Genomic DNA, 17,290 nt, shown 5'->3' with positions numbered 1-17,290 from the left:
TTATGTATTCTAAACCTTATTTATATATAAAAATGCACAGGATATTAAATATAGCAGGAAATGAAAAGAATAAGGATGATTTAATTGAGCAACCAGCTGCAGATTTTATTTTTATAACAAGTGTCAAGGCCGATTTAAATCTTATATCAAACTTATTGTTAGAAAAAGAATTTGCTTCATTAAAAAATAATATAAGAGCTTTAGAAATCTCAAATTTAAATTCCTCAGCTCAAATAGATAATTATTTATTAAAAACAATAAATTATGCAAAAGTTGTCGTACTTAGAATATTTGGAGATAAAGGTACATGGAACTATGGAATTGAACAACTTTTAAATTGGCAAGCAGTTAATAAAAAAAGGAAGTTAGTAATCCTATCAGGTACCATTGATCAGGAAATTTCCTTATGTGAGATAAGTAGTATAGATAAAAATATTGCATTAAATATTTCTAGATTACTAAGATCTGGAGGACTGGATAATTATAGAAAGTTTCTTAATTGTTTAAATTATTTAGTTGTAGATGAAAAATTAATTCCTGATGATTTTTTGAATATTACTTTTTATGCAGATCCCTACTTATATGATTGGAAAAATGAAAAAGGCGAAAAAATAGGAATAATATCCTATAAATCACTTTTTTTGGCCAATGAAATTGAAGTAAACGAAAAACTTAACTTGCAATTAAGAAAATGCGGACTATCTCCTAAAACATTTTTTGTTTCTACACTAAAAGATCATATTATTCAGAAGAAATTAATAGACATTTTTAAAAAAGAAGATATTAAACTAATAATTACCACAACTTCATTTTCTTCATCTCAAATCAAAAATAACGATTTAATTGAAAATTCAACAAATATTTTTACTTCTCTTAAAATTCCAATTTTACAACTTCTTTCTTCTAATAGATCAAGAAAAAAGTGGTTAAATTCATCTATTGGAATGAATTCATCTGATTTATTAATGCAAATAATTATTCCCGAATTTGATGGAAGAATTACTACCTGTCCTTCAGCATTTAAAGAAATTATTTCTAAGAAAAATCCACTATATAGTGAAATAACTAGTTACAAAGCTGATCAAGTAGGTATTCAATGGATTACAAAATTTGCAACAAATTATGTGAAACTTCAGAAACTTAATAATTTTGATAAGAGAATTTGTTTAGTAATAAGTAATTATCCAGTAAAGAACGGAAGAATCGGTAATGGCGTTGGTCTAAATACACCATCTTCAATAATAAATATTCTTAATTGGTTAAAAGAAGAAGGTTATGACCTTGGATCTTGTAATTATCCTCAAGATTCTTCGGAATTAATGTCAATGCTTATAAAAACTAGAACTAATGATATTGAATCTCAAAATAATAAACCATTAGATTACTTACCACTTAGTGAATATTTAAAATATTGGAATTATTTAGAACTTGATCCCAAAAATATTATTGTTAGTCGTTGGGGTAAACCATCCGAAGCGATCGATCTTGATAATAAAGGCTTCTCAATAAATGGTATTAGATTTGGAAAAATAACATTATTGATTCAACCTCAACGAGGTTATGACGCTTTCACTGATAGAGATATTCATTCTCCCGATCTTCCACCTCCCCATAGATATTTAGCACAATATTTTTGGATTGAAAAAGTTTTTAATGCAAATGCAATGTGCCATATTGGTAAACATGGGACTGTTGAATGGTTACCTGGTAAATCTATAGGTTTAAGCAATAAATGTTTTCCAAATATTATTTGTCCTGCAATACCAAACATATATCCCTTTATCGTAAATGATCCTGGAGAAGGATCCCAAGCTAAAAGAAGAACTGCTGCAACAATTATTGATCATTTAACCCCTCCTTTGGATAGGTCAGAATTATATGGAAAATATTCAATATTAGAAAATTTTTTAGACGAATATTTTGAAGCAAAATTATTAAATTCTAATCGGATTAAAATAATAGAAAAATCCATTTTTGAATTAATTAAAAAAGATTTTAGCGAAATTACATTAAAGAATAAAAATAATCAAATAAGAGAAATTGATTCCTTTCTTTGCAAAATTAAAGAATCTCAAATTAGGACAGGTTTGCATATTTTTGGCAATCGGCAGAAAGACATTAATGAAATAAATTTATTCTTGTGTATTGCCAGAGTACCAAATGCCAACCGAATTGGTCTTATTCAATATATAGCAAAACATTTAAAACTAGATTTGAATCCTTGGACAAATCAATATGATCAAATGTTAAGTGAAAAGGATAAAAAAATTTTATTGACTTTTTCCAACAAAAATATTTTAAACTTTAGAATGGCTATTGATTTTTTGGAACAACAAGCAAAGTATTTAATATATTTGTTTTTTTACAAAAAGAATACCAATATAAAAACTCTAGAAAAATATAAAAATCATAAAATAATAGACTATTTCTTTAATGAAAAAAAACATAATAAGTATTTTTTATTATTAAAAAAAGAGATTCTATATCCAATCATTAATTCTTCATATAATGAGAAATTATCATTTATTAATTCATTAAATGGACAATATGTAAAAAGTGGTCCATCTGGAGCCCCTACGAGAGGTAAAACTGAAACTTTACCCACTGGTAAAAATTTCTTTTCAGTTGATTCGAGAGGACTGCCAACTGAATCAGCATGGAGTGTTGGTTGTCAGTCCGCTTCACAAATACTTGATTTATACAAACAAGATAATGGAGAAGATTTAAAAAATATAGCAATATCTGTATGGGCAACATCCACAATGAGAAATGGTGGTGAAGACATTTGTCAAATACTATATTTATTAGGAGTACAGCCTATTTGGGATGGGCCTTCAAGAAGAGTAGTTGATCTAGAAATCATTCCTTTATCTGTTCTCGAAAGACCAAGGGTTGATGTTACTTTAAGGATTTCGGGAATGTTTAGAGATGCATTTCCACAGTTAGTTAAATTAACTTCTAAAGCAATAAATCTTGTTTCTAATCTTAATGAGGATGATAATTTTAACCCTCTTGCTGGGTCATCAAGGGAAGGTGATTCAATTAATCGTATATTTGGGTCAGCTCCAGGTTCATATGGAACTGGTCTGCAAGAACTAATTTCAAATTCTAATTGGGATAATATTGATGATTTTGGAGAATCATTTCTTAATTGGAGTAAGTGGATTTACAGTGATAATCTTGAACCTATAGAGGATAAAAAATCATTAGAAAATGCTCTTAAAAATGTGCAGTTAGTTGTTCATAACCAAGATAATAAGGAACATGATATTTTAGATTCTGATGATTATTATCAGTTTCAGGGCGGATTATCTTCAGCAGTAAAAAAATTGAGCGGTAAATTTCCTGAAATGTATCATGGTGATTTATCAAAATTTGGATTGTCTAAAATATCAAAATTACAAGATGAAATTAATAAAGTTGTTATATCAAGAATACTTAACCCTAAATGGATAAATGGAATGAAGGATAATGGTTATAAAGGAGCTTTTGAATTTTCAGCTACACTAGATTACTTATATGCTTTTGATGCTTCTACTGAAGTAGTCTCAGATTGGTGTTATGAGGAAGTTTATAAATCATGGTTATGTGATCTGGATCTTAAGAATTTCTTTCTAGAGAATAATCCATGGGCTTTAAGAGATATTGCACAAAGATTCCTTGAAATTGTCAATAGAAAAATGTGGAATAATTGTTCATCAGATGTCATTGAAAATTTAAAGAACATAATTATTAATACTGATTCAATCATTGAAAAAAACGAATTCTGAATTATCTACCTAATAGCGAAAGTCCATGACTATCTGTTCCGCATGTTTTTAGCATTGAATATTTATCTGCTAATTTATCTATTTCTGAACATACAAATAAACTAGGATTCCATACTTCATTAAGTTCATAATCGTACCAAACCTCTATTCCATCAATACCTTGTATTTTGGCCTCTGGAATTAATTTATAAAAGGGAATCCTGTATCTAGCTGGATGTGCAAGAAATGATAAACCACCAGCTAAATTTATTGCTTTAATTACTGATTTAATATCTAAATCATTACCTATTGGTGACTCTCCAAGGATGTATGGATTTAGATATTTACTTTTTATATCTATTCCCAATCCAATTACATGTACTAAACATCCTAGAATCAAACAATTAATTTCTATTCCCGAAATTAATGTAAAAGAATCTTTAGGATAATTTTTGAGTATATTATTTTTATTTATATATTCATGAGCTTTAATTGTATGATGATCGGTTATTGATAAAAATTTCAAGTTATTTTTATAAGCTTGTTCTAAAAGTTCATATGGTTCTAGACTTCCATCACTAAATTTTGTGTGACAGTGAAAATTAATATTTTTAGGACAACTATTTTTATTAATATTAGAAGTTAATTTTACTAAGTCTTCCCTATTCATTACTTAATGAATTCTCATTTTTCTTTCTAATCTTTGCATATAATTGTATTGAAGCCAACATAAAAATAATTAGTCCAACTACGCTCCATGTAGCAACACTAGTTGGAAAATTATTTTTAAAAATAACTAAAAGTACAATTATAAATAATAATAAAGTAGGCAATTCATTTAATAATCTAAGGTTTTTTGCTGAAATGGTTGAGGTGCCATTTTGTAATGAATGCATTATTTTATAACAATAAGAATGATAAATTACTAATGCTAAAACAAAAGATATTTTAATTTGCAACCACTTCTCACTTAACCAACTTGGTTGCATAATAACCATGCATATAGCCATACTTAAAGCTAATATCATCCCAGGTGTTGTGATTATGTTCGCCAGCCTTTTTTCCATCAAGGTGTATTGTTTATTAAAGGCAATTTTTAATTCATTATCCATATTTTTAGATTCTTCATGGTATATAAAAAGCCTTACTAAATAAAAAAGTCCAGCAAACCAAACGATTACACCCATAATGTGAAGTGATTTAAACCAGAGATATGCTTCAGCTGCCAAATTACTAGATTAATTTAAAAATATATATTTTTAATATAGTTATATTTAACAATATCAAGAAATCTATTTTTCAAAAATTAATTAATATTTATAACTCGTTAAAATATTCATATATATCATTTACTGAATTTTTTCCAAGTCCTTTAACTTTTGATAAATCCTCTTTACTAGCTATTCTTATCGCGTCTATTGATTTAAAATGCTCAAGCAATTCTCTTATTCTTGATGGTCCTAATCCACTGATTTGGGACAATTGAGATCTATTCATTCTCTTAGATCTTTTGTCTCTATGAAAAGATAATGCAAATCTATGTGCTTCATCTCTTACCCTTCTTAATAGAAGAACTCCTTTTTGATTTTCATCAGTATCAAGAGACTTAGTAAAGCCTGGAATAAATATTTCTTCATTTTTTTTTGCTAATGAACATATAGTTACCTCTTCCTCAAGATTTAATTCTTTTAATGCTTTAATAGCTGCATTTAACTGTCCTTTTCCTCCATCAATCATTATTAAATCAGGCCAATCTGATAGAAGTTCATTGTCTAATTTACTATTCGTTTTATCATTTAATATTGAAAAATCCCCTCCACTTTTTTTAAATCTTGACCATTTTTTAAACCTTCTAAGTATTACTTCATATATCGAAGCAAAATCATCACTATGTCCTACAAAAACGTTTGGATCTTTAATTTTATATTTCCTATAATGCTGTTTAGAAGGAATACCATCAATAAAAACGACTTGTGATGCTACAGGGTCACTACCTTGTATATGGCTAATATCATAACCTTCAATTCTTTTAGGTTGTTCGCTTAATTCGAGTATTTGGGCAAGATCCTCAATTGATGATTCATTATCTTGTATCCCATTTAATATTCTATCTAATTCCAATTTCGCATTTTTTAAAACCATTTCTACAGTTTCATGTTTTTTATTTCTTTTTGGGATTAAGATTTTTACTTTCTTTTTTCTTAGCTCCGTTAACCAATCCTCTATGGTTGCTTGTTTTGGAAGGTTATATTGAATAAGAATTTCTGATGGTATTTCTACGGCTTCAACATTCATATAATGCTCTTCTAATATCTTCTGTAAAATAAGATTTTCATCTTCATTATTTAATTTTTGACTATAGCCAATTCTTCCAATAAGCTTGCCAGATCTCATTTGGAAAATTTGTATACTAGCTACATTTTTTTCTGAAACTATTCCAAAGATATCTCTATTAATTGAAGAATCAGGTATTGATATTTTTTGTGATTCAGTTAATAATTTTAAACCTGAAATTTGGTCCCTTATTTTTGCTGCATTTTCATAATCTAAATCATTTGAAAATTGCAACATTTTTTTTTGTAAAAATATTTCTAAGTCATCATTCCTTCCTTGAAATATCATAGATACTTGTTTCATTATTTTTTTATAATCGTCAGATGATATTACTTCTTGGCAAACACCTGGACATCTTCCTATTGAATAATTCAAACAAGTTCTATCTTTATAGACTGGCCTTGGCCTTTGTCTAAGTGGAAATATTTTTTTTATCGTAAATAATGTTCTCCTTAATAATCCGACATCTACATAAGGTCCATAATATCTATCTAAATTATTTCTATTTCTTCTTCTTCTTGTAATAAATATTCGAGGATATTTTTCACTCCAAGTTATGCAAAGATATGGATATTTCTTATCATCCTTTAAAAGAATATTAAAGTATGGTTTGTTTGTTTTTATTAAATTTGACTCTAAATTTAGTGCTTCATATTCGCTATCTGTGACTATAATTTCTATCTCAGTTATTTGACGAACCATCAAACTTAATCTTGGAGTTAAATCTGAAAAATTATTAAAATAACTACTTACTCTACTACGGAGTTTTTTAGATTTACCAATATAAAGTAAATTATTATCTATATCTTTAAAAAGATAGCAACCAGATGACTTTGGAATTTCGGATAATCTTGATTTTAGTAATTCTTTATTATTAATTAATTTATATTCAATTTTAAAATTATATTTGTTATTTATTGTTTCTATAGAGGAATTACTCATATATAAAGATTAACCTCCATAATTCCAACCAGTTGAAGATAAATTTAGAGAGTCAACATCACTATTCAAATAAGCAGATTGAACTTCTCCTACAAAAACTGTATGGTCTCCATGAATAACACTTCCAACAACATTACATTCAACTCCACCAACACTATCAACTAAAATAGGCAATCCAAGTTCACCTAAATTAAATTCAACAGATTCAAATCTGCCTCCTAATGCTTTTTGGGGTTTAAAGAAAACAGCTGCTAGGTCCTTTTGATCACTTTTGAGGACATTTAATGAGAACTTATTGGTGGACTTTATTATTTCGTGACTAGAACCTTCTGCTCTAACAGCCATTACGACTAATGGAGGAGTGAAGGAACCTTGAGTCACCCAACTAGCAGTAAATCCATTCACTTCATTTTTATCTTCGTCTCTAACTCCACAAATAAATAATCCGTGAGGTATTTTTCTTAATAAGATTTTTTTTGCTTCTAGATTTAATGTCATAATTGATATATCTAATAAACTTATTTTAACTAAATTTCTTATTCGAACATAATAAATTCATGAAAATTCTATATCCTGGTACATTCGATCCTTTAACAAACGGGCATATTGATTTAATAGAAAGAGCTGAAAAAATATTTGGCAATCTAGTAGTTGCTGTTTTAGAAAATACTTCTAAAACACCAACATTTAATCTTGAAAGAAGAATAATACAAATAAAAAATTCTCTTTCTCATTTACCTAATATTGAAGTTATTTCTTATTCTGGTCTAACTGTAGATTGTGCAAATGATCTAAAAGCTAATCTTATTCTTAGAGGCTTAAGAGCAATGAGTGATTTTGAGTATGAACTTCAGATTGCTCATACAAATAAATCTCTTAATAATGATATTGAAACTATATTTTTATCGACAAATACAAATTATAGTTTTCTCAGTAGTTCATTAGTAAAAGAAGTTGCAAAATTTGGTGGTGAAATTAATCACATGGTACCCCCATCTGTTGAGAGGGATTTAAAAGAATATTTTAAATAATATTTTTATTAACAAGATTTCAAATAATAAAGATCACGTAATAATTTAAAAGCTTTTTCTTTATCAATTTTATTGGAATTTTGGATAATGCTTATAATTATTGGCCTTTCATTTTTATATAAAAAGCCAGATAATGCAAAGGCATTTGAAAGAGTCCCAGTTTTGCCAAAAAACTTTCCAGACAATTCACTATTTACAAATCTTTTAGCTAGTGTTCCTCTTACTCCAGTAATTGAAAGTGTAGATTGATAAGCTTTAAAATCATTAAAATATCTCATTTTATCTAAAAACAATACAACTAACCTTGTTGTAATTTTATTTTTTCGAGACAATCCACTAGCATCTGCAAAGTATGCTTTAGTTGTTGGGAGGCCTTTATTTTCAAGCCATCTTTTCAGTTTTATATAGTTATTATCGTTCCATGTATTTGAGGCATTTTTAAAGAGAGATTCAGCTGTAAAATTATGGCTTTCAGAATTTGTTAGAGTTAATAATGAAACAATTGGAGTTGAATATATTTTATTTATCTCTTTAATATTTTTAAAATAAAAAGTTTTTTCTGAATCAAAAAAATCTATATATATTTTTGAATTTGGAAATTTATTTTTTAAATAATTTTTAATAAAAATTTTTAATGAATAAATATCATCATATTTATTGTGATTACTTTCTATTGCAAGAGATGTAATTGGAGATCCATATTCGTAAAGTTTATCAGTATTTGTCCAACCATTAGGCCAATATAATTTTGAATCAATTTCTACAATATTAAAGTTAATAATTTTATTTTCTTTAACATTTGATATTAGTTCGATTATATGCTCATAATTAAGATCTGGATCACCTTGACCTTGTAAATAATAATCGTTTTTATATTTAAATAAGGAAGTTTTTAAATTATTATTTAATTTATATTTACTTAAAACATAAGCTGATGAGAATAATTTTTGATTAGATGCCGGCAACCTTGGAACATCCTCATTATAGGAACTTATTATTTCCCCTTTATTATTAATAATTGATACACTAAAAGAATCATCAAGCGTTTGATTCAATAAAGCATCATAAGTAGGACATATTTTGTTTTTAGTAATTATTCCCGGGAAATTAAAATAAATACTATTTAAAATAGTTATTTTCTGATTTGCTAGGAAGTATCTTATTAAGAATGGAGATGTTCCTAATACAAGAACAATTAAGAAAAATGAATAAATTTTTTTTATCACATTCAATCTATAAATTCACAAAAATAGATTCATTATCGGGTTTAATTTCAAATTCTTTTTTAAAAAAATATCTTTTATTTTCTTCTTTGAAAAGCAACCAGTTATTTGGATAAATATGCATAAGAGCGGCTTTATTTAAAGGCTGCAAAAAATAAATATTTTTCCATGTTTTGACAAAGTTTTTACGTCGCTCTCTAATAACACTTCCTATACCGATATTAGAATCTTCAAATTTTGGATTTAATGAATAATGCGTACCTTGATAATTATCAGACATTGGTTCAAATGAATCGAAATCATATGGCTGAGGTAGTATCGATATCATTGCACTATCTATATTATTTATATTATTTGATTCATTAAATGATTTAAAAGTAAAAATTTTATCTTTGATATCTGGATAGTCTCTTTGTGCCAAAGCCACAGCACCTTGATCAGCAAATGTTATATATACATTATTATTTTTAGACAATATCTTGTAAATAGTTATTCCAATTCTGTTAAACTTCAAACCTTCAAAATTATATTCTATAGTAAATCTTTTATTTGAATCTAATAAACTTGGAGTAATTGCATCCTCCATATTCTTAAGAGATTCATTTAAATCTTTAGGTAGTCTGTAATTGGTTTCCATTAAAATTTTTCAATACATATTTGAATAAGTTCTAAAAATTTATCTATTTCTGACTTATTGTTTATTGAACCTAAAGTAACACGAATATTTGAATATAGTTCATCATCTTTTAAACCAATATTTTTAAGTGTTGAACTAGGTTTCCCAGATGAACTTGAACATGCACTTCCACTACTTATAGCTATTTTATTTTCTGACATGAAATTAACAATCTTATAGGCCCTTATAGGCTCAAATAGTTTATTTAATAGTAGAAACGAAATATGATTGGGAAGTCTATGGTTAATACTACCCGTAATCTTTATATGATTATTATCCTTAATTTTTTGAAAAAGATAATTTTTGAGTTTAGTAATATTATTAGAGGGAAATTCAGTTATGTAATCATATAATTTTATTTTTCCTTTAATATTCTTTAATGATTCATACATTCCAGCGATTAATGGCAAAGCTTGTGTCCCTTGTCTAATTGAAAATTCCTGAGTAAGTGATATGTCATTATTTTTTAAAATTTGTCTAGACTTTTCTTTTGTTAAAAGAATACCTATCCCTTTTGGACCTCCAAATTTATGAGCAGATAAACTTAAAAAATCACATTTAAGATCTTTCCAGCTGAATATTCCATTACTTAATATTTGAGTTCCATCTAAATGAAACATTATATTTAATTCTTCACATTTGCTACCAATAAATTGGACAGGTTGTATTGTCCCAATTTCACTTTGTCCCCAAATAATTGATACAAGCTTAGTATAATTATTTAAAATGTTTTCAATATTATTAATATTTAAAATTCCATAATTATTTACCGTCCATTCGTAAATATCCCAATTTTGTTTTCTTAGTTTATTAGCACAAATAGTTGTTGCTTGATGTTCAACATTTGAAATAACAACCCTACCATTTTTAAAGTTCTCATAAATATTATTAAATACAATATTTGTCGATTCCGAAGAACCAGATGTAAAAATTATATCCTCTGCATCTGATTCAAATATATAAGCAATTTTTGATCTAATTTTTTCAAGATATGTAGAGCATTTTATCCCTAGCTCATATGTAGATGAAGGGTTATGCCAATAATTCCTGTAAGTTGAATTAATTATATTTAAAACATTCTCAGATAATGGAGTTGTGGATGCATTATCTAAATAAATAAAATTATTTTCCATTAATTTAGTAACATTGATCCTGTGAAAACCTTTTTAGCATTACCGGTCATCATTACTTCACAATCGTCTTTTGACCAATCAATTTTAAGATTACCTCCTGGTAAAGTTACTATGGTTTGAGAATTACAAAGGCCTAATTTATAAGCTGCTACATGGATAGCACAGGCACCTGTTCCACAAGCTAAGGTTGCTCCTGCACCCCTTTCCCATACTTTTACTTTGATATTATCTCTATTTAAAATATGACAAAAATGCACATTAGTTTTATCAGGAAATAATTCATTTTTTTCAAATATAGGACCAAGTCTGGAGAGAACAATTGACTCTATGTCTTTTACGAAGAATATTAAATGAGGATTTCCCATTCCTACGGCATAACCCATATTATTAAAATCTTTCTCAATAAATTCGTGTGAAGGAATTGAATTTATTTTTTTTTCAATTGTTGTTGGAATATTTTGACATTCTAAAATTGGAACCCCCATTTTTACTGTAATTTCATCATTTATATATTTTGCAATTTTTAAACCTGCTTTAGTCTCAATTTTATATTCTATATTTTTATTATTCATTGAATCATTTACGTGGAGATATTCAACTAAACATCTAATTCCGTTTCCACACATTTGTGCTTCTGAACCATCAGAATTAAAAATTATCATTTTTGCATAATTATCTTCATTAGGTTCTTCTATAAAAATCACACCATCTGCTCCAATACCAAATTGCCTGTTGCAAATTTTTTTTATATCAAATATTTTATTTGTCATGTAATTTTTATATATTTCATTTCCTCTAGAATCTATTATTACGAAATCATTTCCGTTACCTTGATATTTTTCAAAAGTTATATTTTTCATTTGTAGATAATATATTTTAAATTTTAATTATAAATTATTCCTTTTAACAATCTATTTCTATTTTATACAATGGATATTAAAATAATAATTTAACAAATAAAAATTAAGTGATTTCTCCCGATAAACAATATGAGGCTGATACCAATTTATATAATCCATCTGAAATAGAAAAAAAATGGCAGTCAATATGGACAGAAAACAATTTATACAAAACCGATGAATTAACTGAGAATAGCGATAAATTTTATGCCTTATCAATGTTTCCCTACCCTTCAGGTAATCTTCATATGGGACATGTTAGGAATTATGTTATTACAGACTTAATAGCTCGATTCCAAAGGTTTAAGGGCAAATCTGTTTTACATCCAATGGGTTGGGACGCTTTTGGTTTGCCTGCTGAGAATGCAGCGATTGAAAGAGGAATTAGTCCAAGTGTCTGGACTAAAAAAAATATTTCTCATATGAAGTCACAATTAAAGCTTTTGGGACTATCAGTTGATTGGGATAGGGAATTTGCAACATGTGATGAAAATTATTATATTTGGACTCAATATCTATTTTTAGAGTTATACAAGGCAGGTCTTGTATATCAAAAGGAATCAGAAGTTAATTGGGATCCTATAGATAATACAGTCCTAGCGAATGAACAAGTTGATTCAGATGGTAAATCTTGGAGATCTGGGGCTGTAGTTGAAAAAAAATTATTAAAGCAATGGTTTTTAAGAATTACTAATTATGCGGATGAGTTATTGAAGGATTTAGAAAAATTAGATAACTGGCCAGAAAGAGTAAAAATAATGCAAGATAATTGGATTGGAAAGTCAATTGGTACAAATATTAATTTCAATATCAATACCAATCCAGAAGAGAAAATTACTGTATTTACAACAAGGCCAGATACTTTATTTGGAGTTACTTATTTAGCAATTTCTGTTAATCATTCATTAGTAAAAAATATTTCTGATAAAGAATCAATACAAGATATAGAGAATCTTAAACAATATTTGAAAAATAATAAAAATAATGAACTTGAAAAAATTGGAATAAAAACTAACTTAACAGCAATAAATCCAGTTAATTCTGAACCTATTCCTATTTGGGTGGCAAGTTATGTTCTCGATGAATACGGTACAGGTGCTGTTATGGGCGTGCCTGCTCATGATCTAAGAGATTTTGAATTTGCTAAGAAAAATAATATTGATATTAAACAGGTAATAATAAAGGATAAAAGTGAACAAAGTAAAGAGCTTGAAGAAGCTTATGTAGAAAAAGGATATCTTATTAATTCAAATCAATACAATGGCATAGAAAATACTATTGCTAAAATAAAAATTTCAGAGGAGGGAGTAAATAATGGATGGGCTGAAAATAAGATTCAATATCGTCTAAGAGATTGGTTAATCTCTAGACAAAGATATTGGGGATGTCCAATACCCATAGTTAATTGCAAACAATGTGGATCTGTTCCATTAAAGCAATCGGAATTACCTGTTTCCTTACCAAAAGATATTGAAATCTCGGCTAACAAGATTAATGCTTTAGGTGATAATAATAATTGGATAAATACTACATGTCCAAAATGTGGAATAGAGGCAAGGAAAGAAACTGATACTATGGACACTTTCATGTGTTCATCATGGTATTTTTTAAGATATCCATCTTCAAAATGTTCTAATAAGCCATTTGAAAAGATTGAAATCAATAAGTGGTTGCCTGTAGATCAATATGTTGGAGGGGTAGAGCATGCAATATTGCATTTGTTATATGCAAGATTTTTCACAAAAGCCTTGAGGGATAATGAACTATTTGAAATTGATGAACCTTTCAAAAAACTATTAACGCAAGGAATGGTTCAGGCGGCAGCCTATAAAAACAATAAAACTGGTAAATATGTTTCTCCTTCCGATATTACTGACTTATCAAATCCTATAGATCCAGTTGACAATTCTCAACTCGAAGTTCTTTTCGAGAAGATGTCTAAGTCTAAATATAATGGAATAGACCCTGAATCAGTAATTAAAAAATATGGTGCAGATACAGCAAGAATGTTTATATTATTTAAAGCACCACCAGAAAAAGATTTGGAATGGGGAGATACAGATGTTGAAGGACAATTTAGATTTTTAAGCAGAATTTGGAAGCTTTATATAAATTGTGCAAAAGATATAAATAGTAAATCTAATTCCTATCCAGATAAAGAAAAAAGTTTAATAAAGTCAATGAATATCGCTATAAAAGAAATTTCAAATGACATATTAAATAACCAATTTAATACTGCGATTTCAGAACTAATGAAGTTTTATAATTCATTATCAAATTCCATTAATGACGTAAACAATAATTTAAAAATTGATGCTTTAAAAACATTTTGTATTTTGTTGGCTCCATTTGCACCTCATATTGCAGAAGAAATATGGCATCTTATAGGATTTAAAAAATCTGTACATTTAGAACACTGGCCGTCATTTAATGCCGAGGCACTAAAGGAAGATTCATATGAACTAGTAATACAAGTGAATGGGAAAGTTAGAGACAAAATAAATATTAATAATGATATGAGTGAAGATCAAATTAAAGAATTGACTGCTAAAAGACCTAACATTTTAAAATGGACTCAAGATAAGGAAATAAGAAAAATAATTATTGTTAAAGGAAAAATAATGAATATTGTTGTTTAAGAATTTATTTTTTGAATAACTAATGAATTTGGATTTGACCAATCGCCCTTAACTAAATAATTATCATTACCGAAACACATTTCACGAAGTATAAAAAATATGGGTTCACTAACTGAATTATCAAATAATGATGTTATGTCATTTATAGAATATTCTCCACCTTCATTTAATAAATTACTTACTTTTTGTTGATACTCAATAATATTTGCAGCTGCTTTCTTTCCAGCTTCAACTCCAGGTTGATCATATGCATTTATATTTACCAATTCAGCGTAGAAGGATACAGCCCTCTCAAATAAAGCGATTAAGGCCCCTAGTGAAAAACAATTTAACTTTTCTAAAGTAATAGTGATACTTTGTCTGTCTTCACTAGAGAGTGCTGATCTGGTTCCCTGCAAAAAACCAGAAAGGTATTCTTTAGGATTCTCTTTTTCATCAAAAATATTGGTAGATGGAGAATCTAATAATTCAATAAAAATACAAAAGAAATTATCAATACCATCTCTCAGTTGCTGAACATAAGCATGCTGATCTGTAGATCCTTTATTACCAAATACGGAAATACCTTGATTAACTACTTCACCATTCCTATTAAATTTCTTTCCTAATGATTCCATTACTAATTGCTGAAGATATTTACTAAATACCTGTAACCTATCTCTATATGGTAATACGACCATATCTCTCTTCCCAACGCCATCCCCAGTTAAATACCAAGCAGATGACAATAGTGCTGCGGGATTATTTTTAAAATCACTTATACGCGTGGCCTCATCCATTAATGATGCACCTCTAATAAATTCAGACATATTTTCATTAATAAGAGCTAATGGAAGTAATCCCACAGAGCTTGTAATACTAGTTCTTCCTCCAACCCAATCTTGCAAATTAAATATTTTTAACCAATTTTCAGAAGTGGCCTTTTTAAATAATTTACTATCTTTCATCGTTATAGCTATAGCATTAGAATTCCATTCAAGAGAATTATTTTCACAATGACTTTTAATAATTTCCATAGCAATTCTAGGTTCAGGCGTACCACCTGATTTGCTTACTACTACAAATAATGTTGTGGATAATTTTTCAGATAACTCTTCTAACTTTTCGCTAATTAAAAAAGGATCAACATTATCGATATAAGAAAAATTTAAGCCTCTAGAGCACTTCTGCAGTGACTCTGTAATAAGTAATGGTCCTAAACCACTTCCACCAATTCCTATCCATAGAACATCAGTGTAGTTCTGTTGATTCTTATTCTTAATATCTCCATTTAAAATTTGTTTCCCAAATTCAGAGATTGAATCAATATCTGCGCTAATTTCCTCACTTATTTTTGAAGAAGGTGAAATTGATGGATTTCTAAGCCAATAATGTCCAACTTGTCTATTTTCATCAATATTTGAGATTGCACCATTTTCTAATTCTTTTATTGATGAAAATACATCTACAAATTTCTCTTCTAAATTTTTAATTTCTTCATTTGTAAAATTAATTTTGCTTATGTCTAACCAAATATTTAATTTTTTATCAAACCAAAGATAATTACAAAATTTATCCCATGAGTTTAAATCTCCATTCATATTATATATTTGTTTCCTTTAGTTATTAACTAATTATATCTATACGAATAGTACATAGATTTGATTCATTTAAAATTGTTTAAATTTATATTTTCAAATAAATATGTTTTTGAATATAAATAATTAAAAGAGAGGGTTTATTTTATTTCATATGAATTTATCATTGGATAAAAACCTTGGAGAAATCATTTAATTACATAATTTCGCCTGAGATATCTGAATTTAGAAAATTTTCACCAAAATTAAAAATAGGTGTACTTGCTTCTGGAAGAGGAACTAACTTTCAGGAGTTAATTAATCTATCAGAAAAAGGCGAATTAGATGTAGATATAAAAGTTCTCATTACTAACAAAGATGATGCGGGTTGTATAAAAAGAGCTGAAAGTGTAAAAATACCTCACAAAATAATAAGGGACAATGACTTTCCCCATAAAGAGCTATTTGAATTAGAAATTGTAAATAATTTAATTAATCACGATGTTGAACTTGTTGTTATGGCAGGATGGATGAAGATTGTCACTCCATTTTTTATTAATAAATTCAAGAACAAGATTATAAATATTCATCCTTCATTACTTCCTGCATATAAAGGTGGTTCTGCGATAAAGGACGCCATATTTAATGGTTCCAAAATAACTGGTTGTTCAGTACATTTTGTTGAAGAGGAGGTAGATAGTGGATCATTGATAATGCAGGCTGCATTGTCAATTAGAGATGATGATGATATTGAATCGCTTTCAAAAAGAATACATTTGCTAGAGCATAAAATTTTACCTCTCTCAATCTCTCATGCTGGCTTTTTGATAAGAAGTAAATTTATGGAAAATTATTAATTAAATCAAGACCTTCATCCATTGAAAATCCGTTCATAATATTTAAATTTTGAATTGCTTGCCCAGTTTGTCCTTTTAACAAATTATCAATTACAGATAATATAACTATTCTTCCATTTCGAATATCAACTTTAACAGATAGGAAAATTTGGTTTGTATTTTTAACCCATTTTGTAGATGGGAATGTATCTACAGGTAAGACTTTAATAGTTTTTGAAATTTCTATAATAATTATCCAAAAGAATTCTGCA

13 protein-coding genes and 1 pseudogene are annotated in these 17,290 nt (G+C 27.8%); 4 read left to right on the top strand and 10 right to left on the bottom strand.

What is annotated here, in order from left to right:
- Nucleotides 1–32 precede the first annotated feature (32 nt).
- Entirely contained in the window at nt 33–3,770 is a 3,738-nt protein-coding gene (gene cobN, locus EU98_RS03530) for a cobaltochelatase subunit CobN (RefSeq protein ID WP_032516018.1), read from the top strand.
- A gap of 1 nt (nt 3,771) precedes the next feature.
- Here the strand turns inward: cobN and EU98_RS03535 are convergent, their stop codons facing one another.
- From EU98_RS03535 to EU98_RS03550, 4 genes are all read right to left on the bottom strand, one after another.
- Entirely contained in the window at nt 3,772–4,419 is a 648-nt protein-coding gene (locus EU98_RS03535; RefSeq protein WP_032515934.1) for a PHP domain-containing protein, read from the bottom strand.
- Complete coding sequence (gene hemJ / locus EU98_RS03540) at nt 4,412–4,978, bottom strand: protoporphyrinogen oxidase HemJ (protein ID WP_032515933.1); 567 nt, start codon at nt 4,976–4,978, stop codon at nt 4,412–4,414. Before hemJ ends, EU98_RS03535 begins: the two co-directional genes overlap by 8 nt.
- A gap of 88 nt (nt 4,979–5,066) precedes the next feature.
- Nucleotides 5,067–7,025: an excinuclease ABC subunit UvrC gene (gene uvrC, locus EU98_RS03545; protein ID WP_032515932.1), complete on the bottom strand. Its 1,959-nt coding sequence runs from the start codon at nt 7,023–7,025 to the stop codon at nt 5,067–5,069.
- 9 nt (nt 7,026–7,034) lie between these two features.
- A complete protein-coding gene (locus EU98_RS03550) occupies nt 7,035–7,523 on the bottom strand; it encodes a flavin reductase family protein (RefSeq protein ID WP_032515931.1) in 489 nt (162 codons plus the stop codon).
- Nucleotides 7,524–7,582: 59 nt separating this feature from the next.
- Here EU98_RS03550 and coaD point away from each other — a divergent pair, with 59 nt between their 5' ends.
- On the top strand, nt 7,583–8,056 hold the full coding sequence (gene coaD, locus EU98_RS03555; protein ID WP_025894515.1) for a pantetheine-phosphate adenylyltransferase: 474 nt from the start codon (nt 7,583–7,585) through the stop codon (nt 8,054–8,056).
- An 8-nt stretch (nt 8,057–8,064) separates the two neighbouring features.
- Here the strand turns inward: coaD and EU98_RS03560 are convergent, their stop codons facing one another.
- From EU98_RS03560 to dapF, 4 genes are read right to left on the bottom strand one after another with little or no spacing between them, the layout of a single operon-like run.
- Nucleotides 8,065–9,282: a D-alanyl-D-alanine carboxypeptidase gene (locus EU98_RS03560; protein ID WP_032516017.1), complete on the bottom strand. Its 1,218-nt coding sequence runs from the start codon at nt 9,280–9,282 to the stop codon at nt 8,065–8,067.
- A 7-nt stretch (nt 9,283–9,289) separates the two neighbouring features.
- On the bottom strand, nt 9,290–9,916 hold the full coding sequence (locus EU98_RS03565) for a DUF1995 family protein (RefSeq protein ID WP_032515929.1): 627 nt from the start codon (nt 9,914–9,916) through the stop codon (nt 9,290–9,292).
- Nucleotides 9,916–11,088, bottom strand: coding sequence for a cysteine desulfurase family protein (locus tag EU98_RS03570; RefSeq protein WP_032515928.1), 1,173 nt, complete (start codon nt 11,086–11,088; stop codon nt 9,916–9,918). The genes EU98_RS03565 and EU98_RS03570 overlap by 1 nt, the downstream gene beginning before the upstream one ends.
- Nucleotides 11,088–11,948 carry a diaminopimelate epimerase gene (gene dapF, locus EU98_RS03575; RefSeq protein WP_032515927.1) on the bottom strand — a complete coding sequence of 287 codons (861 nt, stop codon included), beginning with the start codon at nt 11,946–11,948 and terminating at the stop codon, nt 11,088–11,090. Before dapF ends, EU98_RS03570 begins: the two co-directional genes overlap by 1 nt.
- A gap of 107 nt (nt 11,949–12,055) precedes the next feature.
- Here dapF and leuS point away from each other — a divergent pair, with 107 nt between their 5' ends.
- A complete protein-coding gene (leuS, locus tag EU98_RS03580; protein WP_032515926.1) occupies nt 12,056–14,626 on the top strand; it encodes a leucine--tRNA ligase in 2,571 nt (856 codons plus the stop codon).
- Here the strand turns inward: leuS and EU98_RS03585 are convergent.
- The gene (locus tag EU98_RS03585) at nt 14,623–16,206 is read right to left on the bottom strand and encodes a glucose-6-phosphate isomerase (RefSeq protein ID WP_032515925.1); all 1,584 of its coding nucleotides are present in this window, start codon (nt 16,204–16,206) and stop codon (nt 14,623–14,625) included. The two genes, leuS and EU98_RS03585, sit on opposite strands and share 4 nt — an antisense overlap.
- 176 nt (nt 16,207–16,382) lie before the next feature.
- On the opposite strand from EU98_RS03585, the gene purN reads away from it, so the two are divergent.
- On the top strand, nt 16,383–17,039 hold the full coding sequence (gene purN / locus EU98_RS03590; protein WP_032515924.1) for a phosphoribosylglycinamide formyltransferase: 657 nt from the start codon (nt 16,383–16,385) through the stop codon (nt 17,037–17,039).
- Here the strand turns inward: purN and argC are convergent.
- Nucleotides 17,023–17,290, bottom strand: a pseudogene (gene argC / locus EU98_RS0108975) (N-acetyl-gamma-glutamyl-phosphate reductase); the annotation flags it as partial. The gene purN and the pseudogene argC sit on opposite strands and share 17 nt — an antisense overlap.

It is taken from the genome of Prochlorococcus marinus str. MIT 9314 (assembly GCF_000760035.1).
GTDB classification, from domain to species: Bacteria; Cyanobacteriota; Cyanobacteriia; order PCC-6307; family Cyanobiaceae; genus Prochlorococcus_A; species Prochlorococcus_A marinus_B.
This window is presented reverse-complemented; position numbering and strand designations above follow the sequence as displayed.